At 63.3% G+C, this 25,612-nt stretch carries 26 protein-coding genes, 1 tRNA gene and 1 riboswitch; of the genes, 18 read left to right on the forward strand and 9 right to left on the reverse strand.

Features of this window, described 5'->3' with window-relative positions:
• The 9 genes from AB6B38_RS01410 to AB6B38_RS01450 all read left to right on the forward strand — a co-directional run bounded on the left by AB6B38_RS01410 (position 1) and on the right by AB6B38_RS01450 (position 9,213).
• Positions 1-1,491, forward strand: coding sequence for a CpaF family protein (locus tag AB6B38_RS01410; RefSeq protein ID WP_371393873.1), 1,491 nt, complete (start codon positions 1-3; stop codon positions 1,489-1,491).
• A gap of 6 nt (positions 1,492-1,497) precedes the next feature.
• Complete coding sequence (locus AB6B38_RS01415; RefSeq protein ID WP_371393875.1) at positions 1,498-2,484, forward strand: type II secretion system F family protein; 987 nt, start codon at positions 1,498-1,500, stop codon at positions 2,482-2,484.
• Positions 2,485-2,495: 11 nt separating this feature from the next.
• Positions 2,496-3,473 (forward strand): type II secretion system F family protein, encoded by a 978-nt coding sequence (locus AB6B38_RS01420; RefSeq protein ID WP_371393876.1) that lies wholly within the window; start codon positions 2,496-2,498, stop codon positions 3,471-3,473.
• A 59-nt stretch (positions 3,474-3,532) separates the two neighbouring features.
• Complete coding sequence (locus tag AB6B38_RS01425; RefSeq protein ID WP_371393877.1) at positions 3,533-3,826, forward strand: hypothetical protein; 294 nt, start codon at positions 3,533-3,535, stop codon at positions 3,824-3,826.
• A 76-nt stretch (positions 3,827-3,902) separates the two neighbouring features.
• Entirely contained in the window at positions 3,903-4,274 is a 372-nt protein-coding gene (locus AB6B38_RS01430) for a hypothetical protein (protein WP_371393878.1), read from the forward strand.
• 33 nt (positions 4,275-4,307) lie between these two features.
• Positions 4,308-4,513, forward strand: a riboswitch (cobalamin riboswitch).
• A gap of 112 nt (positions 4,514-4,625) precedes the next feature.
• Positions 4,626-5,534 carry an ABC transporter substrate-binding protein gene (locus tag AB6B38_RS01435; RefSeq protein ID WP_371393879.1) on the forward strand — a complete coding sequence of 303 codons (909 nt, stop codon included), beginning with the start codon at positions 4,626-4,628 and terminating at the stop codon, positions 5,532-5,534.
• On the forward strand, positions 5,531-6,514 hold the full coding sequence (locus AB6B38_RS01440; RefSeq protein WP_217979606.1) for an iron ABC transporter permease: 984 nt from the start codon (positions 5,531-5,533) through the stop codon (positions 6,512-6,514). Before AB6B38_RS01435 ends, AB6B38_RS01440 begins: the two co-directional genes overlap by 4 nt.
• Positions 6,511-7,266 carry an ABC transporter ATP-binding protein gene (locus AB6B38_RS01445; protein WP_371393880.1) on the forward strand — a complete coding sequence of 252 codons (756 nt, stop codon included), beginning with the start codon at positions 6,511-6,513 and terminating at the stop codon, positions 7,264-7,266. Before AB6B38_RS01440 ends, AB6B38_RS01445 begins: the two co-directional genes overlap by 4 nt.
• Before the next feature lie 21 nt (positions 7,267-7,287).
• On the forward strand, positions 7,288-9,213 hold the full coding sequence (locus AB6B38_RS01450; RefSeq protein ID WP_217979608.1) for a TonB-dependent receptor domain-containing protein: 1,926 nt from the start codon (positions 7,288-7,290) through the stop codon (positions 9,211-9,213).
• Here AB6B38_RS01450 and AB6B38_RS01455 read toward each other — a convergent pair.
• Complete coding sequence (locus AB6B38_RS01455; RefSeq protein ID WP_217979609.1) at positions 9,210-9,782, reverse strand: DUF3299 domain-containing protein; 573 nt, start codon at positions 9,780-9,782, stop codon at positions 9,210-9,212. The genes AB6B38_RS01450 and AB6B38_RS01455 overlap by 4 nt on opposite strands.
• 119 nt (positions 9,783-9,901) lie before the next feature.
• Here AB6B38_RS01455 and AB6B38_RS01460 point away from each other — a divergent pair, with 119 nt between their 5' ends.
• Positions 9,902-11,740, forward strand: coding sequence for an ATP-binding protein (locus tag AB6B38_RS01460; protein ID WP_371393881.1), 1,839 nt, complete (start codon positions 9,902-9,904; stop codon positions 11,738-11,740).
• Positions 11,741-12,005: 265 nt separating this feature from the next.
• Here AB6B38_RS01460 and cutA read toward each other — a convergent pair whose 3' ends face one another.
• Positions 12,006-12,353: a divalent-cation tolerance protein CutA gene (gene cutA / locus AB6B38_RS01465; protein WP_371393882.1), complete on the reverse strand. Its 348-nt coding sequence runs from the start codon at positions 12,351-12,353 to the stop codon at positions 12,006-12,008.
• Between the two features lie 63 nt (positions 12,354-12,416).
• On the opposite strand from cutA, the gene queC reads away from it, so the two are divergent.
• Together queC and queE are read left to right on the forward strand one after the other, a co-directional pair.
• Positions 12,417-13,145, forward strand: coding sequence for a 7-cyano-7-deazaguanine synthase QueC (gene queC / locus AB6B38_RS01470; protein ID WP_371393883.1), 729 nt, complete (start codon positions 12,417-12,419; stop codon positions 13,143-13,145).
• Positions 13,142-13,771 carry a 7-carboxy-7-deazaguanine synthase gene (gene queE, locus AB6B38_RS01475; protein ID WP_371393885.1) on the forward strand — a complete coding sequence of 210 codons (630 nt, stop codon included), beginning with the start codon at positions 13,142-13,144 and terminating at the stop codon, positions 13,769-13,771. Before queC ends, queE begins: the two co-directional genes overlap by 4 nt.
• A 12-nt stretch (positions 13,772-13,783) precedes the next feature.
• Here queE and AB6B38_RS01480 read toward each other — a convergent pair whose 3' ends face one another.
• The 5 genes from AB6B38_RS01480 to AB6B38_RS01500 all read right to left on the reverse strand — a co-directional run bounded on the left by AB6B38_RS01480 (position 13,784) and on the right by AB6B38_RS01500 (position 16,997).
• Positions 13,784-14,008: a hypothetical protein gene (locus tag AB6B38_RS01480; RefSeq protein ID WP_371393886.1), complete on the reverse strand. Its 225-nt coding sequence runs from the start codon at positions 14,006-14,008 to the stop codon at positions 13,784-13,786.
• A gap of 294 nt (positions 14,009-14,302) precedes the next feature.
• On the reverse strand, positions 14,303-15,001 hold the full coding sequence (locus tag AB6B38_RS01485) for a pirin family protein (RefSeq protein ID WP_371393887.1): 699 nt from the start codon (positions 14,999-15,001) through the stop codon (positions 14,303-14,305).
• A 108-nt stretch (positions 15,002-15,109) separates the two neighbouring features.
• Complete coding sequence (locus tag AB6B38_RS01490; protein WP_371393888.1) at positions 15,110-15,664, reverse strand: demethoxyubiquinone hydroxylase family protein; 555 nt, start codon at positions 15,662-15,664, stop codon at positions 15,110-15,112.
• Complete coding sequence (locus AB6B38_RS01495) at positions 15,664-16,209, reverse strand: disulfide bond formation protein B (protein ID WP_371393889.1); 546 nt, start codon at positions 16,207-16,209, stop codon at positions 15,664-15,666. Before AB6B38_RS01495 ends, AB6B38_RS01490 begins: the two co-directional genes overlap by 1 nt.
• Before the next feature lie 59 nt (positions 16,210-16,268).
• Positions 16,269-16,997: an exopolysaccharide biosynthesis protein gene (locus AB6B38_RS01500; protein ID WP_371393890.1), complete on the reverse strand. Its 729-nt coding sequence runs from the start codon at positions 16,995-16,997 to the stop codon at positions 16,269-16,271.
• A 156-nt stretch (positions 16,998-17,153) separates the two neighbouring features.
• Between AB6B38_RS01500 and AB6B38_RS01505 the strand changes: the two genes are divergently transcribed.
• The 6 genes from AB6B38_RS01505 to AB6B38_RS01530 all read left to right on the forward strand — a co-directional run bounded on the left by AB6B38_RS01505 (position 17,154) and on the right by AB6B38_RS01530 (position 22,818).
• Positions 17,154-17,240, forward strand: a tRNA-Leu gene (locus AB6B38_RS01505).
• A 343-nt stretch (positions 17,241-17,583) separates the two neighbouring features.
• Entirely contained in the window at positions 17,584-18,153 is a 570-nt protein-coding gene (gene rfbC / locus AB6B38_RS01510) for a dTDP-4-dehydrorhamnose 3,5-epimerase (protein ID WP_371393891.1), read from the forward strand.
• A 5-nt stretch (positions 18,154-18,158) separates the two neighbouring features.
• Positions 18,159-19,046: a dTDP-4-dehydrorhamnose reductase gene (rfbD, locus tag AB6B38_RS01515; RefSeq protein ID WP_371393892.1), complete on the forward strand. Its 888-nt coding sequence runs from the start codon at positions 18,159-18,161 to the stop codon at positions 19,044-19,046.
• A gap of 173 nt (positions 19,047-19,219) precedes the next feature.
• On the forward strand, positions 19,220-20,449 hold the full coding sequence (locus AB6B38_RS01520; protein ID WP_371393893.1) for a thiamine pyrophosphate-dependent enzyme: 1,230 nt from the start codon (positions 19,220-19,222) through the stop codon (positions 20,447-20,449).
• Between the two features lie 3 nt (positions 20,450-20,452).
• A complete protein-coding gene (locus AB6B38_RS01525) occupies positions 20,453-21,469 on the forward strand; it encodes an alpha-ketoacid dehydrogenase subunit beta (RefSeq protein WP_371393894.1) in 1,017 nt (338 codons plus the stop codon).
• A 2-nt stretch (positions 21,470-21,471) separates the two neighbouring features.
• Complete coding sequence (locus AB6B38_RS01530; protein WP_371393895.1) at positions 21,472-22,818, forward strand: dihydrolipoamide acetyltransferase family protein; 1,347 nt, start codon at positions 21,472-21,474, stop codon at positions 22,816-22,818.
• 324 nt (positions 22,819-23,142) lie between these two features.
• Here the strand turns inward: AB6B38_RS01530 and AB6B38_RS01535 are convergent, their stop codons facing one another.
• The gene (locus AB6B38_RS01535) at positions 23,143-23,973 is read right to left on the reverse strand and encodes a toll/interleukin-1 receptor domain-containing protein (protein WP_371393897.1); all 831 of its coding nucleotides are present in this window, start codon (positions 23,971-23,973) and stop codon (positions 23,143-23,145) included.
• 23 nt (positions 23,974-23,996) lie between these two features.
• Complete coding sequence (locus tag AB6B38_RS01540; protein WP_371393898.1) at positions 23,997-25,496, reverse strand: UbiD family decarboxylase; 1,500 nt, start codon at positions 25,494-25,496, stop codon at positions 23,997-23,999.
• Positions 25,497-25,612: the final 116 nt, after the last annotated feature.

Consider the following 25,612-nt stretch of genomic DNA (forward strand, 5'->3'; position numbering starts at 1 on the left):
ATGTTCGGCAAGCGCACAACAACCCCACAGGCGACACCAGCGGCGGCCACGCCCGCTGCGGCTGCACCAGCGGCTGCGCCGCGGCCCGCACCTGCAGCTGCTGCACAGCCGCGCCCGCGTCCTGCTGCGCCCGCGCCCCAGCCGCGTGCCAGCGCTACACCGCAGACCACCAGCAAACCCAAGCCCCGCCCTGCCGTGCAGGTCGGTCAGGAGCGCTCGGCCGAATACTACGCGATCAAGACGACGATCTTCAATGCGCTGATCGATACGATTGATCTTGGCCAGCTGGCCCGGCTCGACAACGCGACGGCGGCCGAAGAAATCCGCGATATCGTCACCGAGATCATCTCGATCAAGAACGTGGCGATGTCGATTGCCGAGCAGGAAAGCCTGCTGCAGGACATCTGCAATGATGTACTGGGCTATGGTCCGTTGGAGCCGCTGCTGGCACGCGACGACATTGCCGACATCATGGTCAATGGCGCTGGCGACGTGTTTATCGAGGTCAATGGCCGCGTCCAGAAGACCAATATCCGCTTCCGGGATAATGGCCAGCTGATGAATATCTGCCAGCGCATCGTGTCCCAGGTGGGCCGGCGCGTGGATGAAAGCTCGCCTATCTGCGATGCGCGCCTGGCCGATGGTTCGCGCGTCAATGTCATCGCGCCGCCGCTGGCACTTGATGGTCCCACACTGACCATCCGGAAGTTCAAGAAAGACAAGCTGACCATGCAGCACCTGGTCGATTTCGGATCGATCACGCCTGAAGGCGCCAAGGTGCTGCAGATCATCGGCGCATCGCGCTGTAACGTGCTCATTTCCGGCGGTACGGGTTCGGGCAAGACGACGCTGCTCAACTGCCTGACCGGTTTTATCGGCGAGGAAGAGCGGGTCATCACGTGTGAGGACGCCGCCGAGCTGCAGCTTCAGCAGCCCCACGTGGTGCGCCTTGAAACCCGTCCGCCCAATCTGGAAGGCACAGGCCAGGTCACCATGCGTGATCTGGTCAAGAACTGCCTGCGCATGCGCCCGGAACGCATCATTGTGGGCGAGGTGCGCGGCCCCGAAGCCTTCGACCTGCTGCAGGCGATGAATACCGGCCATGACGGGTCCATGGGCACGCTGCACGCCAACAGCCCGCGCGAGGGACTGTCACGTATCGAGTCCATGATTACGATGGGCGGCTACAACCTGCCGACCAAGACTATCCGGGAAATGATCTCCGGTTCGATTGATGTCATTGTGCAGGCTGCGCGCCTGCGCGACGGCACGCGCAAGATCACCCATATCACCGAGGTGTTGGGCATGGAGGGCGATGTCATCGTCACCCAGGACCTCTTCCTCTACGAGATCACCGGCGAGGATGAACAGGGCAATATTGCCGGCCGGCACGTCTCCACCGGCATTGCCCGGCCGAAATTCTGGGACCGTGCCCGGTATTTCGGACTCGAACGCGAACTGGCCGCCGCCCTCGACGCATCGGAGGCCTGACGCGCGATGGGCGACCTCTCCTTCATCATCGCTGCAATCGCCGCCTTCGTGGCCGTGGCCGGTGTGGGGATTGCGTTCACCAGCGGCGGCAGCAAGCGTCAGGCCCAGCGCGTACAGATAGCCGTGGGCGCGCCTTTGCAGGCTGGCAGACGCCAGACAAGCGCGCTCGATCAGACCGCGCAAAAAAAACGTCAGGTCCAGGAGACACTTAAAGAGCTGGAAGAGCGCCAGAAGGCCGCGCGCAAACGTGCCTTTACCTTGCGCGCCAGGCTGGAGCAGGCCGGCGTCAGCTGGACGCCCCAGCATTTCTGGATCGGTTCAGCCGTGATCGGGGTGGTGGCGGCCATTGCCGTTTTCGCCAGCGGCATGAATGTTCTGCTGACCCTGTCGGCGGGCTTTGTAGCCGGGTTGGGGCTGCCGCGCTGGGTGGTGGGATTTCTCGTCTCGCGCCGCCAGAAGCGTTTCACCAATAATTTCGCAGACGCGATTGATATCGTTGTGCGCGGCGTGAAGTCAGGTCTCCCGCTAAACGAGTGCCTGAAGATCATTGCCCGGGAAAGCCCGGAGCCGGTCCGCACCGAGTTTGAAAAGCTCAATGAGGGTATCGCGGTAGGTGTCGATCTCGACGAGGGCATGCGGCGCATGACCCAGCGCATGCCGGTACCCGAACTCAATTTCTTTGCCATCGTGCTGGTGATCCAGGCCAAGACCGGCGGCAATCTGGCAGAGGCGCTGGGCAATCTCTCGACGGTGCTGCGTGCACGCAAGCTGATGGGCGAGAAGATCCAGGCCCTGTCGTCAGAGGCCAAGGCGTCCGCGATGATTATTGGTGCGCTGCCCCCACTCGTCCTGTGCATCGTGATGGTGGTGGCACCCGATTATATGGGCCTGATGTTCACTCACCCGCTGGGCCAGCTCATGCTGCTGGGCGGGCTGATGTGGATGGCCATCGGCATTTTCGTCATGCGCGGCATGATAAACTTCAAGCACTAGGCGGATATGTGATGGTAACCCAGTTCGCCCAGTGGATAACGACCCCGGCCAATCTGTTCGGCCTGCTGGCCTTTTTCCTTGTGTTTGCAACCGTGCTGACCGTGTCCGGCCCGGCCTTGGGCGGCAACAAGCTCGACAAGCGGATCAAGTCGGTGGCCAATCGCCGCGAGGAATTGCGCCGCAAATCGCGTGAAGCCCTGGAGCTTGAAGCGCGTGGCAGTGCGTTGAGGGGCAAGGATACCCGTTCGCTCTACCGCAAGGTGGTGGAGCGCCTGAACCTTCAGACCCTTCTTGAAGACCCCAATCTCAAGAACAAGCTGATTCAGGCGGGCATGCGCGGGCAGGGGCCGGTTTTCGCCTTCTATTTTGCACGCCTGATCGCGCCGATCGCGCTGTTTGCCCTGTCGCTGGCCTATCTGTTTTTGCTGAACGATTTCGGTCTTCCGACCATTCAGCGCGTGGCCATTGTCCTGGGGCTGACACTGCTGGGCTACTATGCGCCAGGCATCTATCTGTCGAATGCGGCGCAGAAGCGGCGCGATTCCATCATGCGTGCCTTCCCTGATGCGCTGGACCTGCTGCTGATCTGCGTGGAAGCAGGCATGTCCATTGAAGCGGCTTTCCAGAAAGTGGCCGCAGAGGTGGGCACCACGTCGATAGAACTGGCCGAGGAGTTGTCGCTGGCAACGGCCGAGCTTGCCTATCTGCAGGACCGCCGGCAGGCGTACGAGAACCTCGCGGTCCGTACCAACCATCCCGGCGTGAAGGGGGTGGCAACGGCTCTCGTTCAGGCCGAGCGTTACGGTACACCGCTGGGGCAGGCCCTGCGCGTGATGGCCAAGGAAAACCGTGATATGCGCATGGCGTCTGCGGAGAAGAAGGCCGCCGCGCTGCCTGCCAAGCTGACCGTGCCGATGATTGTCTTTTTCCTTCCGGTCCTCTTCATCGTCATCCTCGGCCCGGCCATCATCTCCTTCCAGGAGATGTGAGCGCGCCTGATATTCGCGCCTGTGCTGCTCGTGTGTTAGACTTTCCGAAAGGAGAGACGATGGACGCCGAACTCAAATCCTTGATACAGGCAATTGCCACCGACGCCTTGGGTCCGGCTGTGGTTGTTGATGTTCATGTGAGGCCGGAGGCCGATGCAGACGGCGAACCGATCTTGCGCACACATATTATTGTCAACATGCCCAAGGGTGGCGGCGTTCTTCCCTCGGAGAAGACGATGATGATCCCGCGTGCGATCCGCAATGCGCTGGTTCATCGCGGGATCGATGCGTTTCCAATCGTAAGCTTTATCTCAAAAGCAGAGGCAGCGGGGCTCAGCTCTGAAGCCGCTTGATCTGATTGCTTCGGGGCGGCGGTTCCTGGCGGGCAAGAGCAAGCCGGCGCAGGCTGATCTCCGGCGCGCAGTAAGCGTGGCGTACTACGCGCTCTTTCACTGTTTGGCGCGGTCAAATGCCGATCTGCTGATTGGCACGGCAAAAGCCTCCCGCTCCAATCCGGCATGGTCTCAGACTTATCGGGCGTTGGAACACGGGATTGCGAAGACCGCCTGCAAACGCCCGGAAATGACAAAGTTTCCCGCTGACATTCAAAATTTTGCAAGCCGGTTTGTCACCCTGCAAGAGCTGCGTCACGAGGCCGATTATGATCCTGACGCCCGCTTTGCGAAATCGGGTGTGCGGCAGCATCTGGCCGACGCCGAAGCGTCGATTGCAGGATTCATGGCCGCAAGCACCAATGACCGCCGAGCCTTTGCAGCTTGGGTGCTTTTCAAGAAGCGCTGAAGCCAGCGCGCTTGACGCACCCGCAACATTGCAGCTAACCCTGTCGCCGGTGGTGCTTCCGCGAGGAAGCCTAGAGGGAACACCGGTGAGGGGATTTATCTCCAAGTCCGGGACTGTGCCCGCAACTGTAGGCGGCGAGCCTTGATGCCATGAAGCCACTGGGAGCGATCCCGGGAAGGCGGCATCAAAAAGGTGTTGACCCGCAAGTCAGGAGACCTGCCACCGCAGTCGCTTGTGCAGGACCGGGTCCAGTCCTTCGGCACACGGATTTACTCCGTCATAGCGGCAAACAGCCGGGCCGTACGGCCTGCGCATCGCGTTTCGCGATTCGTCGCGAAGAGCGCTGTGCAGTTGCGTCAGCCCGAAACGTTTGTAGCGGGCCGGTTCGCCGTCCCGCATGGGCAGGGCGGGGCATTTGCCATGCGCGTGCGTATATTGCTGACCGTAATCGGGCTGCTGCTGCTCACCAGCGGTGCTTCGGCCCAGCCGCAGCGCATTGTCTCGCTGGATTATTGCGCTGACCAGTATGTGCTGGGGCTGGCTGACCGCAGTCAGATTGCAGCGCTCTCGCCTGATGCCCGCGCAGATTTCTCCTCCCATGCCGACATTGCCGAAGGCCTCCCGCAGGCGCGTCCGCTGGCGGAGGAAATCATCGCGCACCGGCCCGACATGGTTGTGCGCAGCTGGGGCGGCGATCCGCGCATTCTTGCCCTGTTCGAGCGGCTGGATATCCCCGTTCACCAGATTGGCCATATCGCGGACTTTGACGATATACGCCGCGAGACGCGCGGTGCGGCGTCGGCCTTCGGCCAGCCAGAGCGCGGCGACGCCGTGCTCGCGACCATGGACGGGGCGCTGGCCAGCGTGTCCGCCGCCAGTGCCACATCAGCGCTTTACGTCACGCCCGGCGGCGTCACGGCGGGGCAGGGCACCTTTGTTGATGCGCTTCTGAGCGCGGCGGGCTTGCGCAACGCCGCTGCCAGCCAGACAGGCTGGGTCAGCCTGCCGCTGGAAGCCGTTGCCACGCAAACCCCCGCCATCTTCGTCACCGGCTTTGCCAATAGCGCCACTGACCGGGTCGACCGCTGGAGCGCCAGCCGGCACCCGGTGATGCGCCGGGCTTTAAGCGCGCGCCCTGTACTGGCTCTCGATACCGGCGTGATCGCCTGCACCACCTGGCTGGCAGGCGCAGAAGCGGCGCGCCTTCACGCATTCGCCCTGAGGCAGCAACCTCTTTCCGGCACCGGAGCGCAGCCATGATGCCGATCAGGTTCAATCTTGTGATGGCGGGCGTGGCGCTCCTTGCCGTGCTGGCCGCTCTGGCTCCTGCCGGTGGCTGGGCTGATATCGCGTCGCTTGGCCAGTCCGGTGCAGAGGGCGAGCTGGCCCGCATTCTGGTGCTGGAAATCCGCCTGCCGCGCATTCTGGCGGCGTTTGGCGTTGGTGCGGCGCTGGGTCTTGCTGGCGCGGCCCTGCAGGGGCTTTTGCGCAACCCGCTGGCCGATCCCGGCGTGCTTGGCGTGTCCGGCGCCTCCGCGCTGGGCGCGGTGATCGCGGTCTATTTCAACCTTGCTGCCTTGAGCGTCTGGGCGATGCCGGGCCTTGCCATCCTCATGGCGCTGGGCACGACCGTCCTGCTCTATGTGCTCGGTGCCAGCTCGGTCTCGACCACGCGGCTGATCCTTGTCGGTGTGGGCCTGTCGAGCCTTGCTGGCGCGCTGATGGCGCTTTTGATGAATTTCGCGCCCAATCCGTTTTCGCTCTCTGACCTCATCAACTGGCTTCTGGGATCGGTTGCCAACCGTTCCTGGGCCGATATCGGCTTTGCCGCGCCGTTCTGGGTCATTGGCCTTGTTCTGGTGCTGATGGCGGGGCCGGGCCTGCGCGCGCTGACGCTGGGCGAAGAAGGCGCATCGGGACTCGGCGCAAACGTGCCGCGCATACGCCTGCTGGTCATCATTGGCAGCGCGCTGCTGACCGGTGCCAGCGTGGCGGTTGCCGGGATTATCGGCTTTGTCGGCATTGTCGCGCCGCATGTGGTGCGGCCCTTCGTGCGCCATGATCCGGGTGATTTGTTGCTGCCATCGGCCCTGCTGGCGGGGACGGTTCTGGTGCTGGCCGACATGGCGGTGCGCGTGCTGCCATTCGCCATCGAGATGAAGCTTGGCGTCACGGCTGCGCTTATCGGTGCGCCCGCCTTCATCTGGATTGCCGCGCGGGCGCGGGGGATGGGCCAATGAGCGCGCGCCTCGACATCATCGCCGCTAGTGCCGGCCACTCAGACCGTACGGTGCTGCATGCGATCACCATGTCGGTGCAGCCGGGTGAGCTGATCTGTCTTGTTGGCCCCAATGGCGCGGGCAAGTCGACCCTGCTCAAACTTGCCGCCGGGATCCTGCCTGCCCGTGAGGGCGAAGTGCGCCTTGGCGGGCAGGACGTATTCGCGCTGTCCGCGCGCGAGCGTGCGGGGCACATGGCCTGGCTGGCGCAGGAGCGCGGTGCGGCCTGGGCCATGCGCGGGGTGGACATGGTGGCGCTGGGCCGGTTTGCCCATGAAGGGCGGCCCTATGAGCGCCTGCCGCAAGCGGCGCGCGAAAGCGTCAATGACGCGATTGAACGGTGCGGCGCTTCCGGCTTTGCGCACCGTCCGGTCGATACGCTTTCGGGCGGTGAGAAGGCCCGCATCCATCTGGCGCGGGTGCTGGCCGCCCGTGCGCCGCTCCTCTTGCTCGACGAGCCGCTTAACGCCCTCGATCCGCGCCACCAGCTTGACGTTATGGCGCTGCTGCGGGCAGAGGCGGCAAGCGGCACGGCCATCATTCTCGCCTTGCATGATCTGGCGATGGCGCGCCGCCATGCGGCCCGCGTCATTGTGCTGGGTGAAGGGCGGATCGTTGCCGATGGCCCGCCCGCAACCGCTCTGAGTTCCACCATTCTTGCCAACGTGTTTGCCGTCCGGGAGGCCCCGGACGGGGGCTTCTCGCCGGTCTGAATTCAATAAGGAGAAACATTCATGTTTTCGGTCAGTATTCTTGCGCTGTCGGCTGCTCTGGCCAGCGAGGCGGGCGATATCTCCGATGTCGTGACCGTCACCGGCACGCGCGTGCCGGTCGCCGCTGAACGCCTGGCGCTGCGGGTTGATACGCTGGACCGCGACACGATTGAAGTGGAAGGTCTGACCGATCTCGTCAGCGCGCTGACAAGATATCCGGGCTTTTCGGTCGTCCAGTCCGGCGGGGTGGGGGCGACAACGTCCATTTTCGCGCGCGGCACCAATGCCAAGCACACGCTGGTCCTGTTTGACGGCATCCGGGTGAATGACGCCTCGACGCCCGCGGGCCAGTTTGATGCCGGTCAGGATTCGCTGGGTGATCTCGACCGCGTGGAAATTGCGCGCGGGCCGCTCTCCTCGCTTTACGGCTCGGACGCGATTGGCGGCGTGATAAATCTGGTCCCGCGCCGGGGCGGGGACAGCGAATTCTCACCCTATCTCGGCCTGTCGGCAGGCTCATTCAACACGATCCGCCTGCTGGCGGGGGCATCTGGCACCACAGGGTCGCTGGAATACGGGCTCAGCGCAGAGCGCTATCAGAGCGATGGCTTTAACGCGACGCCCGCCCGCATGGCCCTGTCCGGTAATGAACGCGATGGCGGAGCGATCACGACCATCACCGCCAATGCCGCCTATGATCTTGGCAATGGTTTTACCCTGACAGGCATCGTGCGCCACCGGGAATCCACGAGTGATTTTGACACCTTCTCCGGCGGGCCGGGCTTCTCCCAGCGGGCGGATGATCCAGGTCTCGAAGTGTCGCGCAATGACCAGACGCTCTGGCGGGCCGGTCTTGGGTGGCAGAGTAAGGATGCCCGCCTGACCAGCGCGCTGCGCCTTGGCCAGGTGCGCAACGATCGCGAAAGCAGTGATGCCAGCATTGTCACCGACACTTATGGCGCGCGCCGCAGCTTTGTGGAATGGCTGAACACTTGGCAGCCGCAAGGGTTTGCTGCGCTGGAGCCGGTTGTTGCGTTCGGCGTGCAGGCTGAGCGGGACTCCATCAACACGGCCACCGCGTGGGACGATCCGCTCTCGCGCTCGGAAAACAATGTCGGTGCGTATGTGAACGTACAGGCGCTGGCAGCGGATATGTTTGATTTGTCCGGCTCGCTGCGCGTCGATGATTTCGGCGGATTTGGCACACAGACCACCTGGTCGCTGGGTGCCGTCTGGAGTGTTCCGCAAACGCCGTTCCAGCTGTTTGCCCGCTATGCCACCGCCTTCAAGGCACCGACCCTGTCAGAGCGGTTTGTCAGCTCGGCCTTCACCACGCCAAATCCGGATCTGCAACCCGAAGAGGCCGAGAGCTGGGAAGTGGGCGCGCGCGCGGGCTTTTCACTGGCCAGAGACCGGCAGCTAAGCGTGTCCATCAGCTATTTCGAGACCGATATCGATAATCTGATCGAGAACGTGTTCGACTTCGTCACCTTCACCGGCACCAACGAGAATATCGGCCGGGCTGAGCTTTCCGGGGTGGAAGTTACTGGCACGTTCGACCTGATGGCCAATCTGCAGCTTGATGTGGACTATGCCTATATCGAAGCCACCAATGCGGTGACGGGAACGCCGCTTCTGCGCCGCCCGCGCCATAGCTGGTCGGCCGGTCTCGTCTGGCGGCCGGTCGAGGCGCTCTCCCTGTCGGCGCGTTATCAGCGCACCGGCGCGCGGCGCGATGTGACCTATGATGATGACGGCTTCTTCGTCAGCGGCAATGCGCCGGTGGCAGGCTATGAGCTGGTCAATGTCTCAGGCCAGTGGCGGTTCAGCGAACAGCTCAGCGCCTATGTCATTGTCTCGAACGCGCTTGATACGGTTTACGAACAGCCGACCGCCTTTGCCGGTGCGCCGCGCATGGTGATGGCGGGTATTCGCGTCAGCTACTAGCCATCATATGGGCGCACGGAGCGCACAGCCATGGCATAGGCTGCGTCGGCCAAGTCTGTTTCGACGCGCTGTATCTCCATGCGCCCCTCCACCCATACCGGTTCCCAGAGCTGGCTGAACCGGATCGGCTCTGCCGAGCGCAGATAGACAATCTGGTTCGGCGGGGGCGGGGGGTAGTGAATGCAGGCCCCGTGATAGGGCAGGAAGAGAAACTCGCGTGCCTGGCCGCGCTCGGCATAGTCCAGCGGCAGGATATAGCCCGGCATGCGCACGATCAGACCGTCAAGCTCATCAACGACGTTGAACGTACCCATCTGTTCGTCCCGGCGGGTCTGGAACTGGCTCATCAGCGTGGGCGGTGCGATGCCTTCCTCAAGCGCCAGCAGCATTTCCAGCTCCCCCTCGGGCAGCAGGTCGCGCCAGTTGAGCAGCTCGGCCTCGGCGGCGGGATCGACATGCAGATCGCCCTGAACCTCCGCAACCGGCTGCTCGCCCGCGCCGTTTCCGGCAGGCGAGCAGGCTGCGAGGACAAGAGTTGCAATCAGGGCCAGCGGGGTCGTGGTACGCATAAGTCAATGCTCCGGAAGGAAATCTCGCTGCGAGGTTAACGGGCCGCACACTCCGTTTTAACGCACCTTGGCGCATAGTCGCTTCAGAACCGCAGAAAAAAGCGGCTGGAGGGTGTGATATGGGGTTTGCCGAGGCGCGCGCAATTGCGCGTGAGCAAGAGACTGCGCAGCGCGTACGTGAAGCCGCGCGTCTTCTGATAACCAGCAGCGCCAAACAGGCTGTGCCGATGAATATCATCGGCGCTGCGGGCGTGGGCGCTATGCTCTACGGATCGGCTCCGCTGCCGCTTCTGGCTGCCTGGGTCGCCGCGATGGTTGTTGCCTCGGTCCTGCGCCTGCTATCACTAAACCGCGCCCGCAAATCGGGCACCGTGCCGACGCCTGGCCAGATGACCAGCTATATGATCTGCACCGGCTTTGTCGGTATGCTCTGGGGCGGGGCTGGCTTTCTGCTGCCTTCTGATGCGCCGATAGGCGCACTCCTGGCCGTGGCTGTGATGATTTCGGGCATGTCGGCGGGCGCAGCCATGACCTCTGCGGCGGAGCCGCGCGTCGTGCTCGCCTATAATGTGCCCTGCCTGTCGCTGGCGGCGCTGTGGTATGCGTCGTTCGCGTCCGTGACGGGGTTTGTCCTGGCGGGCATGACACTCCTGTTCTTTCTGGTGACAACCCGGCTGGCGGCGACCTATCGCCAGAGTCTGGTCGAAACCGTCGAGGCCAATGCTGATCTGGAAGAGGCGCGTCAGGATGCCGAGGCGCAGCGCGAGGCGCTGGCCCGCCTTGCCGAGCGTCACGAGGCAGCGGCAGGCGCTGCCGAAGGCGAAGCCCGCCACAAGGCCGCCATGCTGGCCAATATGAGCCATGAGCTTGGTGCGCCGCTCAACTCCATTCTTGCCCAGACGCAGATGCTGCAGGATATCGCCCTGCCCGCCGATGCCCGGCGCATGGTCGCCCGGGTAGCGGAATCCGGGGACGCCCTTGCAGCGCTGGTGGCCGAAATTCTGGATGTATCGCGCATCGAGGCAGGCAGTTTTGAGCTGCGTCTGGATGATTTTCCGGCCGAGCGCCTGCGCGAGCGCCTGGAGCGTTTCGGCACCAAGCGTGCGGCGCCCAAGGGGCTGGATTTCCGCGTCGAGATGAATATCGACGAGAAGCTGAACCTGCGCGGCGATCAGGACAGGCTTGTGCAGATGGCCGAAATTTTCGTCGCCAATGCGGTGCGCTTTACCCAGGCCGGTGAAGTCTGTGTCACCTTCAGCGCCTCCGAGCCGGGCGATGATGGCACCAGCCGCTTGCGGATCGCTGTCAGCGACACTGGCCGCGGCGTGCGTGAGGCTCATCGCGCCGGCCTGTTTGACGTGTTTGCCGAAGAGGCGGCCAAGCCGGGCTCTGGCGGCAGCACGGGGCTTTCCCTGCACCTTGCCAAGCGCATCGCCGCGATGATGGGCGGTGAGGTGGGCTACACGCCGGGCAATCCCGGTTCCATCTTCTGGTATGAGGTGCCTGTGCGCACAGCCAACCGGCCTGGCCGGATCGGGGATGAGCGCCTCGCCTTTGCCAATCGCCGCCTGCGCATGCTGGTGTGCGAGGCTGATCCGGCCCGCCGCGCGGTGCTGCTGGGATATCTCAAATCCTTCAACTGCGTGGTCAGCTGCGCCACCAGCATCAGTGAAATGCTCGAAGGTCTGGGTGCGTCAGCCTATGATTGCATCATTCTGGGCATGAACCTTGGCAATATCGAGCCGGAAGACGCGCTGCAGGATATCCGCATGCTGGCCTCGACCGCCTCGCTCACCCCGATTGTGCGCCTCGCGCCGGGCCTTCAGACGCCCGTACAGCGCGCCGGCGGCGAGGTGCTGGTGCGCGCACCGGTGACCTCGGAACCTCTCCTGCAGGCTCTGGAGGAGGCGCTGGCCGAGGATCCGTCGGCTATCGCCTATCTGCGCCGGACGGCCTAGGGCCTGTACTCATAAAGGTTTCGGGCGTGACGCGTAGCGGATTTGGTTGCTGACAAGGAGAGACGCCCGCCGTGGAGCATCCCTCCACAAGGACGGCTCGACGCGGTCAGTGACGAAATCCGCCGCGCTCCGCAGGAGTATGGCGAAAATCGCCCACTCTTGCGTCGCAGCCCCTCGAAAGGGGACAGCCCTTCCGTCGGGCCTGCTCCTGATATTGAACGATTTTCGCGCATATCACGCTCCAAACCCTTTATGAGTACAGGCCCTAGCGGGTTTCTGATGCGACCCACTGGACGAAGCCGGTGGCGCTGAAGTCCGTGTCTGCGGGCAGGGCAAGGATACAGGGTTCGTCATAGGGGTGAAGTTCAGTCAGGCGCGTGCGGGCAGCTCCCGCGCGCGCCTTTGACGTCTTGAACAGCGCCACGGTTTCGGTCTCCGTCCGCACCTCCCCCTCCCAGCAGAAGACAGACCGCCCGGCGGGAAAGATATTCGCGCACGCGATCAGTTTTTCATCCAGCATCGTTTGCGCGACGGTCTGCGCGCCGGCACCGTCTGGCCAGGTGGTGTAGAGCACAACCACGCCATCGGCAGCGTCATCACTGTGCGTTGTCATGGCTGCCTCCCTTGCAGTCGGGGCCGTCTGCCCGGATATAGCGGGTAGCACAGAGGTTAGATCATGGTTGTCCTGACAAGCAAAGCGGCTGCACACGGCGCGAAAGGCGCGCTCGTCCTGTTTTCGGGCGGGCAGGATTCGGCTGTGTGTCTGGCCCATGCGCTGACCCATTATCCGCGTGTGGAAACCATCGGCTTTGACTATGGCCAGCGTCACCGCGTGGAGATGGAGGCCCGGCTGACCGTGCGCGAAGCGATGACCGCGCTGAAGCCGGAATGGGCGGCAAGGCTCGGCGGCGATGTGACGGTGGACATTTCCGGCTATGGCCAGCTGGCCGAAAGCGCTCTGACCTATGAGCGCGTGATCGAGATGGGTGAAAGTGGCCTGCCGACCAGCTTCGTGCCGGGCCGCAATCTGGTATTTCTGGTCATGGCGGCGGCCCATGCCTGGCGGCGCGGGCTGGATGTGCTGGTCGGCGGCATGTGCCAGACGGACTATTCCGGCTATCCAGACTGCCGCGAGGATACGCTTCAGGCACAGGAGCGCGCTTTGTCGCTGGGCCTGGATATGCCGGTCACAATCGATACGCCGCTCATGTTCCTGACCAAGGGCGAGACCTGGGCGCTGGCGCAGACGCTGGGCGGCAAACCGCTTGTCGACCTGATCGTGGAACATTCCCACACCTGCTATATGGGCGACCGGGAGCACCGGCACCCTTGGGGCTATGGCTGTGGCACCTGCCCGGCGTGCGAGCTGCGCGCGGCAGGCTGGAAGGAATGGGCAGGCGCATGAGCTATGCGGTCAAGGAAACCTTCCTGACAGTGCAGGGCGAGGGCGGGCAGGCGGGCCGCGTGGCCGTGTTCCTGCGCTTTGCGGGCTGCAATCTGTGGAGCGGGCTGGAGCGCGACCGGGCAAAAGCCGTCTGCCAGTTCTGTGATACCGATTTTGTCGGAACAGATGGTCCGGGCGGGGGCAAGTTTGCCAGCGCTGAAAGCCTTGCCGTCCATGTGAAAACCTACTGGCAGGGCGGCGGAAAGCCGCTGGTGGTATGCACGGGCGGTGAGCCGCTATTGCAGCTGGATGAGGCGGCGATTGGCGCGCTCAAAGCTGAAGGCTTCGAGATTGCGGTGGAGACCAATGGCACGATTGAAGCGCCCGCTGGCCTCGACTGGATCTGTGTCAGTCCGAAATCCACCGCGCCGCTGAAACAGCGTTCTGGCGATGAGCTGAAACTCGTCTATCCGCAGGCAGACGCCATGCCGGACCTGTTTGAAGGTCTCGATTTCAAGGCTTTCCGCCTGCAGCCCATGGACGGGCCGCAGCAGATGGAAAACGCCAAAGCCGCGTTTGAATACTGCCTTGCTCACCCGCAATGGAGCCTCTCGCTCCAGACCCATAAATGGATCGGGGTGGATTAGGGGAGGGACGACCTAGTCGCGTTCGCGTCTGCGGTTACGGCGCTCTTCTTCCTCGTCGCTGGTCGTCACGGTATCGACCGCCCCTTCCGCGATATCGCCTGCAACGCCAATGGTCGCTCCGGCAGCGCCGACAACAGCGCCGGTGGCCGCTGCCGCCAGACAGCCCGGCAGCATGAGAAGGCTCAAGCCTGCGGCGAGAGCCAGCAGGCGCGGTGTGCAGTTTGTGGAGCGGGGCATGGAGCATCCTTTGGACTGGTCAGCCCTGATCCTGCCCGCAAATGGTTAGCGAAGTATGGTGTAATGCACAGGGCGGTGTTGGGTGCGCAGGCGGCTCTGCGCGGCCTGAGAGGCGGGGTGCCCCGTCGGTGCGGGGGACCCCGGTGGTTTACGTCACTTTCCTCTCAACCGGGTTCCCGGGCTTGACCCGGGATCCAGAGATTACAAGGCGAGGTATTTGCCTGTTGCTCCCCCCTCCGCCTTCTTCGAAGGCACCTCCCCCGTAAACGGGGGAGGACACCTGCGCCATCTGAACTACAAACAATCGACCATCACGACTTCGGATTCCTCCAGAGCAGTGATGGTGATGACCGGCTCGTCCTTGATCGCCGCACCGTCACGCGCGTCGAGGGATACGCCATTGACCTCCACCTTTCCGGTGGCAGGCACCAGATAGGCGTGACGGCCGTCGGCCAGCCTGTATTCGATGCTGTCACCGGCCTTCACGGTAGCGCCGAGGACGCGGGCATTGGCCCGGATCGGCAGGGCGTCCTCATCACCTTCGATGCCGGAAGCCAGCACGACCAGCTCGCCTGCGCGGCTGTCCTTGGGGAATTCGCGCGCATTCCAGTACGGCTCACCGCCGCGCTGATCGGGCATGATCCAGATCTGGAAGATGCGGGTGATTTCATCCTCGCGGTTATATTCGGAATGGCGGATACCAGAGCCTGCGCTCATCACCTGCACATCGCCCGCCACGGTGCGGCCTTCATTGCCAAGGCTGTCCATGTGGGTGATGGCCCCGTCGCGGACATAGGTGATTATTTCCATGTCCGAATGGGGGTGGGGGTCAAAGCCCGTACCCGCCCGGATGGCATCATCATTCCAGACCCGCAAGGCACCCCAGCCCATCCGGTGGGGGTCATAGTAGTGGCCGAAGCTGAAATGGTGGCGGGCATTGAGCCAGGTGTTGGAAAAGCCGCCAAGGCTCGAAAATTCGCGTTTCACGATCATGGCAAGACCTCCTTGTTGAGCCCTTGAACGTTGACCGGAAATGTAGGCATTCGGGCGGGCGGCATAATCATGCCATGCGGCTGCTCAGTGTTGCCGGGCTGGAAACGATCAGATCCGCTCTGTCACCTTGATGGCGATGCGGCAGCCGGTCTTGATGAGGGCGGACAGCAGAGGGTAGCCCCGCGTGTCGTGCGCGCCTTCTTCCACGGCGAGATTCTTGTGGGCGACTTCTTCTTCCTGGTAGCGGGCAAAGTCCGCAGCCAGCTCTGTCTCGCCCATGGCTTCGAGCTCTTTGACCTGCTCGCCATAATGGCCCTCGATCACGCTTTCGACGGCCTCTGTGCAGGCATGGGCGGCCTTCTCGCCCATCAGGGCGGTTGCCACGCCAAGTCCGAAACCCGCGAGCCGCCAGACCGGGCTGAGCGCGGTCGGGCGCACGCCGCGTTCGGCGATATAGCGGTCAAAGGCATCGAGATGGGCCTGCTCGTCGGCTTCCATATGTTCCAGCTGGCGCGCAATGCGGGTCTTGGAAGGCAGGCGGCCAAACACGGCGCGCTGGCCGCGATAGATATGCACCGCGCCATATTCGCCCGCATGGTCGATACGGATCATCCGGGCGATGGCGTCATTATTGCGGGCGGGGCCGGGGCGCCGGATAGCCATTAGCGGGGCCTCCTCATGGCGTTTATCAGGACAAGAAATGAGATCGCGGCAAGACCAAGTGATACAAGCGCGTTCCAGCCCGCCATTGACACACCGAACAGCGACCAGACCACTTCATTGCATTGCGGAATGGTGCGCGCGCTGTCGAACAGGGCTTCCATCTGGGCCAGGCTGACCGGGCCGCTGGAAACGCCCGCGCATGAGGGCGGCAGGTCGAGTATCTCATACTCCACCAGAACATGATGGAGCGCATGCCACGCGCTGACGAGGCTGAGCACGCCGACCAGCCCGACGCCGAGGCGTGCTGACAAATCTGGCAATGGCAGGGCGCGAAGCGCGACAAACACCGTGATGCCCGCGCCTGCGATGGCGGCATGGGCCCAGCGCTGGGTGACGCACATCGGGCAGGGCAGCAGCCCGCCAATATATTCAAACGCGAAGGCACCTGCCAGCAAGGCAAGCGAAACACCCGCCGCGATCAGCGGCCAGTTTCGCGGCTCCAGCGCGATTCGCAGCGGAGCGGGCAGGGGCGCAAACAGGCTCATGGCGTCACCTTATGCGCTTTGGCGGGGACGGGCGAGAGGCCGAACTGCCGCAGGGGCGGTCAGGGTTTTGTGCGTGCCTGCCTGCGCCGCCAGATGACGATCCCGGCAAGGGCCGCCAGACCTGCAAAGGCGAGCAGGACAATCGCCCACACACCTTCATCAAGTGCACGGCGGAGCAGGTCTATCAGCAACTCGATAAAGGCCGGGCCCAGGATGATAAGGCCGCCATAGAGGATGATGAGCCAGCCGGTGCCGATGATCACGCCGGCCAGGACCAGCAGTCCGTCCCGGTTGATAAGGCCAAGAGCGGCCAGCGCCAGCGCCACCCCCGGCGTCGTGTTGGTCAGGGGCAGCGGCACCAGAATCGACAGGCAGAACAGGCAGAACATCGCGCCTGCGATGCGGTGGGCGAGGGCGCCCGACAGGAAGGCAAGACGCGGAGCGGCGAAATGCTCGATCCAGCCGAACCATTTCTTTGCGCCCTGGGCGGTTTTCACCAGATCAGCCTTGGAGAGGCGCCGCGCGGCGAAGCGCTCTGGTAGCCAGAGCGAATCGCGCCCCAGAGCCAGCTGCGCACAGATCGCCAGCATGGGCAGGGCGACGATCTGGGGGATGCCGTAGAGGAAGGGCATGCAGACCGGCACAGCCAGCACGAACAGCACGACACCAAACGCCTGCTCGCCGAGGCGTCCGGTCAGATCGCCGAGCGTCAGACCATCTTCAGGCGCGTCTGCCGCTATCGCCTCCAGACGGGAGATCATGCCGGTGTCGTGCGCCGTGTTTTCCATGGGTAACGGCCTTCGGGGCGGGAGGGGGCTGGAACAAGGATAGACGCGCTGTTTGGCATGGCGGGCGCATTGCGTCCAGCACAGGCCCTGCCTGCCCATTCCCACTCGACGTGAAGCCATGCCTCGCCTATTAGAACCCCCGTTACCAGTCAGGCTGCGGGCGTGGCGGAATTGGTAGACGCAGCGGACTCAAAATCCGCCGGCCGCAAGGCCTTGCCGGTTCGATTCCGGCCGCCCGTACCACTCTTGGTTTCCGCAACGCGGATGCGCTGCGCATCAAGAAAAGCTGGGTCTCCCGTCGGTGCGGGAGACCCCGGCTGTGTAGCCGATTGCGTCATTTCTCCAGCTTCACCACTGACCTATCCTCCGGGGTCCCCCGCCCCGACGGGGGATCCAGATTGCTTTTCCACTGCCTTCTGTCGTCATTCCGGGTGTAGCTGCGTTCTCCCGGCGCAAGCCGGGACCCAGAAAAGGACTGAGCCCCGACTTTCGTCGGGGAAACGAGGGGCGGGACGCCTCGCGCCTTGCCCCTGCACGGCGCAGCCCTGTATGGGTGAGCGCAATGGTAATGGAGTAGCGCACGCTCATGGTTGAACTGGTCGCAGAGGCCCTTGATGGCGTGAAGCTGGTGCGCGCGCGCCGGTTCGAGGATGAGCGCGGCTATTTCACCGAAAGCTGGAATGCGCGCGCCTTCGCCGCCATCGGCATTGATACGCGCTTCGTACAGGACAATCATTCCCGCTCGGTGAAGGCGGGGACGGTGAGGGGACTGCACTATCAGGCCCCGCCCTTTGCGCAGGCCAAGCTGGTGCGTGTCTCTCAGGGGCGGGTGATGGATGTGGCGGTGGATGCGCGCCGTGGCTCGCCCAGCTACGGCCAGCATTTCAAGGCAGAGCTGAGCGCGGACAATGGCCTGCAGCTCTTCGTGCCTGCCGGTTTCCTGCACGGCTTCATGACGCTGGAGGATGAGTGCCACGTCCAGTACAAGGTCGATGCCCATTACGACAGGGCCAGCGATGGCGCGGTGCGCTTTGACGATCCTGATCTGGCCATAGACTGGGGCCTGCCAGCGGCGCGCGCGATCCTGTCGGAGAAGGACGCAGCTGCTCCGCTCTGGCGTGATTTCGCCTCTCCCTTCACATGGCAGGGCGGGTAGGAGCAGTGGCGCGCCTTCTCATCCTTGGCCGTACAGGCCAGCTGGCCAGCGAGCTTGTCGCACAGACAGCTGGCGAAGGCTGGGAGGTGACTGCGCTGGGCCGCGACGGGGCGGACTTTGCCGATCCTGCCGCCTGCGCCGCAGCGCTGGGCGAGCACCTGCCTGCCGACGCCGTCATCAACGCCGCGGCCTACACCGGCGTTGACCGCGCCGAGAGCGAGGCGGCGTTGGCCCACACCATCAACGCCGAAACGCCGGGCAGGCTGGCCGCTTTATGTGCCGGGCGCGGCGTGCCTTTCATCCATGTCTCCACCGACTATGTGTTTGATGGCACCAAGCCCGGCCCTTACATGGAAACCGATCCCGTCGCCCCGCAAACTGCCTATGGCCGCTCCAAGCTGGCAGGTGAGCATGCTGTTCTTGATGCCGGTGGCCGCAGCCTGATCGCTCGTACCGCGTGGGTATATTCCGCGCACGGCCAGAACTTCGTGAAGACCATGCTGCGTCTCGGCGCCGGGCGTGATGAGCTGCGCGTGGTGGACGATCAGCATGGATGCCCGACCGCCGCGCCTGAGCTGGCGCGCTGCCTGCTGGTGGCGGCCAAAGCGATGGCCGGAGGGAGCAAAGCTGGCGGTGTCTACCACGTCGCCGGCGCGGATGAGACGAGCTGGGCCAGCTTTGCCGATGCGATCTTTGACCATGCCACGCCGCACTGGGGGTGCCGCCCGGCGGTAATCCCGATCACGACTGCCGAGTATCCCACGCCTGCGCCGCGCCCGGCCAATTCCCGGCTGGATTCCAGCCGGTTCGAGGCGGCGTTCGGCACGCGCCCCGCTGGCTGGGAGGCGTCTCTTGGCCAAATAGTGCAAAAAATTCTCATATCAGAGAAGTAGCGCGAATGTGCGCGAATGGCCTTGTGGCACCAGCGTGTTTCGCGCTTGCAGCATGTCCTTTGCACCTGCGGTGCATGTAGACAAACCCGCCGCGTGCCGCTAACCCGCCCTCCGGCGCATGCCAATGCGCGAAAACCCTTATGGTACAAGGCGAAAAGGTACGGACAAAGTTCATGTCAAACGGCCAATCACGCTTCCATGTGCCCGCCCCGCCCTTCCGGCCGGGCGACGCGCCCGACTTCTCCCATCTCGACCTGCAAAAGGCTGGTGAGGCGAAACGCCCCGACCCGTTGACGGCTCCGGCGAAGATGACCGATCTGGCTTTCGGCATGATCGGCGTGCTCGACCACAATCATCAGGCGGTGGGTGAGTGGGATCCGCGCCTGTCGCCGGAAGTGCTGCGCGAGGGACTGTCGCACATGGTGCTGACGCGCATCTATGACGCGCGCATGCTCAAGCTCCAGCGTCAGGGCAAGATGAGCTTCTACATGAAGTCGCTGGGCGAAGAGGCGGTGGCGGTGGCTGGCGCGATGGCGCTGGAACAGTCCGACATGGTGTTCCCGTCCTACCGCCAGCAAGGCATTCTGTTCGCGCGCGGACGCAATATCGTGGACATGATGTGCCACTGCATCTCCAACAGCCGCGATAATCTCAAAGGCCGCCAACTGCCCGTTCACTACACCTGGGCGGAAGGCAATTTCTTCTCCATCTCGGGCAATCTGGGCACTCAGTTCCCGCAAGCGGTCGGCTATGCGATGGGCTGCGCCTACAAGGGCGAGGACACGATTGCTGCAAGCTGGATCGGTGATGGCACCACCGCTGCGCCGGACTTCCACGCGGCAATGACGCTCGCCTCCACCTATCGCGCGCCGGTGATCCTGAACGTGGTCAACAACCAGTGGGCTATCTCCACCTATGAGGGCATCGCCAAGGGCGATGCGGCGACCTTCGCCTCTAAAGGGCTGGGCTATGGGCTGGCTTCGCTGCGGGTTGATGGCAATGATTTCCTGGCCATCTATGCCGCCACGAAATGGGCCGCCGACCGGGCGCGCAAGGGCTGCGGGGCGACCTTTATCGAGCTCTTCACCTACCGCGCCGATGCCCACTCCACCTCGGACGATCCGGCCCGCTACCGCCCGAAGAACGAGTTCGAGGTCTGGCCGCTCGGCGATCCGATCGAGCGGCTGAAGAACCATCTCATCGGGCTTGGCGAGTGGGATGAGGACCGTCACGCGAAGCTGGAAGAGCAGATGACGGCGCTGGTGGTGAAATCCTACAAGGAAGCGGAAAGTCACGGCACGCTGCACGATGGCCCGCTATCGCCGACCCACACCATCTTTGAAGATGTCTACGCGACCGAAGACTGGCGCCTGCGCCGTCAACGCCAGGACCTGGGGGTGTAACCGATGCCAGCGATGAACATGCTGCAGGCCCTCAATTCGGCCATGGATGTGCTGCTCGACAAGCACCCGGAAACCGTCATTTTCGGCGAGGATTCCGGCTATTTCGGCGGCGTCTTTGGCGCCACGCAGGGCCTGCAGAAGAAGTATGGCCTCGACCGCGTGTTTGACGCGCCGATCAACGAAGCCGCGATTGCGGCCATGGCCATCGGCATGGCGGCCAAGGGTCTCAAACCCATCGCGGAGATTCAGTTCGCGGACTATATCTTCCCGGCCTTCGACCAGATCGTCTCGGAGATGAGCCGTTTGCGCTATCGCTCTGCCGGGGAGTTCGTGTCGCCGGTTGTGGTGCGCGCGCCCTGGGGCGGCGGCATCCGGGGCGGTCAGACCCACTCGATGAGTCCCGAAGCCTTCTTCACCCATGTGCCGGGTGTGAAAGTGGTGGTGCCGTCCAATCCGTATGATGCCAAGGGCATGCTGATAGCGGCCAGCGAAGGCGATGACCCGGTCATCTTCTTTGAGCCGAAACGCATCTATAACGGCCCGTTCGATGGCGTCCCCGATGCGCCGCTGTCCAGCTGGGCCAAACACCCCAAGGGCGAGGTGCCCGAAGGCCATTACCGCGTGGAGCTGGGCAAGGCGGAAATCGTGCGCGAGGGTGAGGCCTGCACGGTCATCACCTATGGCACGCTGGTCCATGTCGCGGTCAATGCGGCGGCAAAGGCGGGCATTGATGCGGAAATCATCGATCTCAAAACGCTCGCCCCCTATGATATCGAGACGATTACCGCCTCGGTGAACAAGACGGGCCGGGTGGTGGTCGCGCATGAAGCGCCGCGTACTTCCGGATTCGGGGCGGAGCTCGCCGCGCAGATTCAGGAAGAATGTTTCTATGCGCTGGAAGCGCCGATCTTCCGCCTGACGGGCTGGGACACGCCCTATCCCCACGCCCATGAATGGGCCTATTTCCCCGGTCAGGCGCGCTTTATCCGCGCGCTGCAGACGGTCACGGAGGCACGCTGAGCATGAGCGAATACAAGTACAAGCTCCCCGATGTCGGCGAAGGTGTGGTCGAGGCCGAGATCGTCGAATGGCACATCAAGGAAGGTGACAAGGTCACCGAGGACCAGCACATCCTCGACGTGATGACCGACAAGGCGACGGTGGAAATCCCCTGCGCGGTCAATGGCGTGGTGAAGAAGATTGTTGGCGCGCCGGGCGACGTGCTCCCCGTGGGCACCGAAATCCTCGTCATCGAGATCGATGGCTCGCCTCCAACCGAGGAAGAGGCGCCCGCGCCCGAGGTGAAGGAAGAGGCCAAGCCTGCTGCCGACCCTGAAAAGGGCAAGGCGCTCGCCGAAGGGCCAGACCGGACGGCAGACAAGAGCGAAGACCCGGCAGGCGGCAAGCAGGCGGTTCCGCCGGCAAAGCCCGCTGCCCCGGCGCCGAAAACGTCTGCTGCTGCCCCCGCCCGCCCGTCGGGCGAGCGGCCCTTGGCCAGCCCCGCCGTGCGTCAGCGCGCTCTGGAGGCTGATATTGACCTTTCCGCCGTGCCGGGCACCGGCCCGGCCGGCCGTATCACCCATGCGGACATGGATGACTTCATCGCGTCCGGCGGGCGGCTGGCGTCCAAGGTGGGTGGCTCGGCCTCCGGCCCGTCACGTAGCCCCCGCACGGGCGTAAAGGAAGAGAAGGTGATCGGCCTGCGCCGCAAGATCGCGCAGAACATGGCCGCCGCGAAGCGCACCATCCCCCACATCACCTATGTGGACGAGATCGACCTGACGGCGCTGGAGGATTTGCGCGCGCACCTCAATGCAACCCGCAAGGACGGCCAGCCCAAGCTCACCCTCATCCCCTTCCTCGTCGCCGCGATGACGCGTGCTTTGCCGCAATTCCCGCAGGCGAACGCGCATTTCGACACGGAAGAGTCGGTACTGACGAAGTATGAGGGCATCCATTGCGGCATCGCCACAGCCACGCCAAACGGCCTGATGGTGCCGGTGATCCGCCACGCCGAGGCGCTGGACCTCTGGCAGATCGCCGACGAGGTGAAGCGCCTTGCCGATGCCTGCCGCGACGGCAAGGCCACCAAGGAGGAGCTTTCCGGCTCCACCATCACCATCACCTCGCTGGGCGCGATTGGCGGGCTGGTCTCCACGCCGGTCATCAACCTGCCGGAGACGGCGATTATCGGCGTAAACAAGATGCAGGTCCTGCCGCGCTATGACGAGGCGGGCCGCGTGGTGCCGCGCAAGATCATGAACCTCTCCTCCAGCTTCGATCACCGCATCGTCGATGGTTATGAGGCCGCTTTGCTGGTGCAGGCGCTCAAGGGCTATCTCGAAAACCCGGCGACCCTGTTCATGTGAGGTAAGCTTTCTGGGGCCCCGCTCGGGGGCGGGGACCCCGGTGATTTCTGCCCAGACTCTCAACCGGGTTCCCCGGTTTGACCGGGGATCCATTGTTGCCACACTCTCCGGCCTCTCTCGTCGTTCCCGCGCAGGCGGGAACCCAGAGCCGCCTGGCACTGTCTTCGCTCTGCGATCTCTGGACCCCCACCTTCGTGGGGGTGACGAGGGATCGGTATTATTGCGTTTTTCCGGCGCAAGCTAAGGATCCAGAAAAAGACTGGGTACCGGCTTGTAGGCGGTGAAACGGGAAGAGTGTTGCACTTGGCCATTTCGCTGAGACATCTACGAAATGTCGAGTTCAACTAAGTCGAGAAACTTATCGCCGGCGACGCCGCCCACTGCGACTCGCCCTTTGTAGCTAGGTAGCTTAACTGCAAAACGGATAATGCTGTCGAATGGTCCACCCAAAGTGAACACGTCGGATGCAACGCCAAAGACAGTCGCCCTTCTCTCGCCCAGATTCCACATCCCGGAACGTTCCAATGAGCCGTTGGTAAAACGCGTCATCGCTACAACTGGGCGATCTGGCCGCTTTTCCCGCATCGCGGTCGAAGTAAAGACACCTTCCGGGAATGCGATGGCTGCAGTCGGCCAATACCCGATTCTCGGCCAAGCAATTAAGAAGCGTTCATTATCGATGACTTTTAGTTCATAGCCCACAGGGCCAGGGTCATTCACTCTAGGTAGAGGGGCACCGGTCAACGATGCAGCTATGTCTTCGTGCCAGTTCGTGTCACTTAAGTGGACATATAACCTCGTTGCAATTGATGATGGTATAATCTCTCTTGGAAGCCGATCCTTGAATATGCCGATTACGGGAAATGAACCGCCGCGGGCACGAAGTGCTCGGTCCAATGCGTAAGCAAGTTTCTCTTGGCAAGGTTCACTTTCGAGCGCGTTCCGCGTTACGTATATCGCCCAAGCATCGACGCTCGCCGGATAAGATATGAACTTATCAATTTGCGTCCACAGCCTATGGCCTTTACGAAGCTGCTCGCGATCCAAATACACGTCGATGCCGGTACTTCGAAGTTTGCCGACAATATGATCAACGTTTCTGTCGTCGTTGTCAGCCCACGCATAAGTTAACCACAGTTTCGGGCTTGCGATCATAGCAGTCTCCCTATCCGACAACTCTAAAGCCCCAGCTCCCCCCACATCGCGTCTACCTTGTCGATGATATCCTGCTCCATGAAGAGCTTCTCGCCCCATTCGCGGTTCGTCTCGCCTTCCCATTTATTGGTGGCATCCAGCCCGATCTTGGAGCCGAGCCCGGAAACGGGCGAGGCGAAATCGAGATAATCGATGGGTGTGTTCTCGATGATGGTGCAGTCGCGGCCTGGGTCCATGCGCGTGGACATGGCCCACATCACATCCTTCCAGTCGCGCGCGTTGATGTCGTCATCCACAACGATCACCCATTTGGTGTACATGAACTGGCGCAAGTATGACCACGCGCCCAGCATCACGCGCTTGGCGTGGCCGGGATAGGCCTTCTTCATCGAGATGACGGCGATGCGGTAGCTGCATCCTTCGGGCGGCAGCCAGAAATCGATGATCTCGGGGAATTGCTGGCGGATGAGCGGGATGAAGACCTCATTGAGCGCCTCGCCCAGCACGCTCGGCTCGTCTGGCGGACGGCCCGTGAAGGTGGTCAGATAAATCGGGTCAGCGCGCATGGTGATGGCGCTGATCTCGAACACGGGGAAACGCTCCACCGAGTTGTAATAGCCGGTGTGGTCGCCGTAAGGCCCTTCCGGCCCGTCCTCGTCCAGCAGCACATGACCCTCGATGACGATTTCGGCCTCGGCAGGCACTTTCAGCGGCACGGTCTTGCACTCGACCAGCTCCGCCTTGCGGCCTCTGAGCAGCCCCGCAAACTGATATTCGGAGAGCGTGTCCGGCACGGGCGTGACGGCGGCAAGGATGGTCCCCGGATCGGCGCCGATCACGGCTGCCGCGGGCAGGGGGTCAGGCCGCGCGCCCTTCCAGCGCTGATAATGCTGCGCCCCGCCGCGATGTTTGAGCCAGCGCATCAGCGTGCGGTTTTTGGAGAGCTTCTGCATCCGGTAGATGCCGAGATTATAGTCGTCCTGCTTGTCCTCTGACGGGCCCTTGGTGACGACGAGAGGCCAGGTGATCAGCGGCGCAGGCTCGCCCGGCCAGCAGCCCTGAATGGGCAGGCGATCAAGATCAATGTCATCGCCTGTCAGCACGATCTCCTGGCAGGGCGCCTTTTTCACCGTGCCGGGGCGCATCGCCATCACGGTCTTGGCGAGCGGCAGCATGTCGAGCGCGTCTTTCAGGCCGCGCGGCGGTTCGGGCTGGCGCAGGAAGGCCAAAAGCTCGCCGACCTCGCGCAAATCCTTCGCTGTGCGGCGCGGTTCGCCGCCCATGGTGACGGCGCGCGCGACGCGCTCCACCGTGCCGAAGAGATTGACGAGGGCAGGCATCTCGGCTGCCCTGCCGTCTTCGTGAACCGGGTTTTCAAAGAGAACCGCCGGGCCGCCCCTGGCGAGCAGGCGGGTCTGGATCTCCGTCATCTCCAGATGGGTCGAGACCGGGGCGGAGACGCGTTTGAGATCGCCTTCCGCCTCCAGCAGAGCCATGAATTCGCGAAGGGATTTATAGGCCATGGGTGCGCCCCGTCAGTGTGATCGGGTCTGGTTATAACGCCAGTGCGCCCGTCTGCCAGTGCGGCCATGTGCGCAAGATGCGTAACGGAGCGTAAACGTGCGGCGCGTTTCACTCA

This window comes from Glycocaulis abyssi (assembly GCF_041429775.1).
Classification (GTDB): Bacteria; Pseudomonadota; Alphaproteobacteria; order Caulobacterales; family Maricaulaceae; genus Glycocaulis; species Glycocaulis abyssi.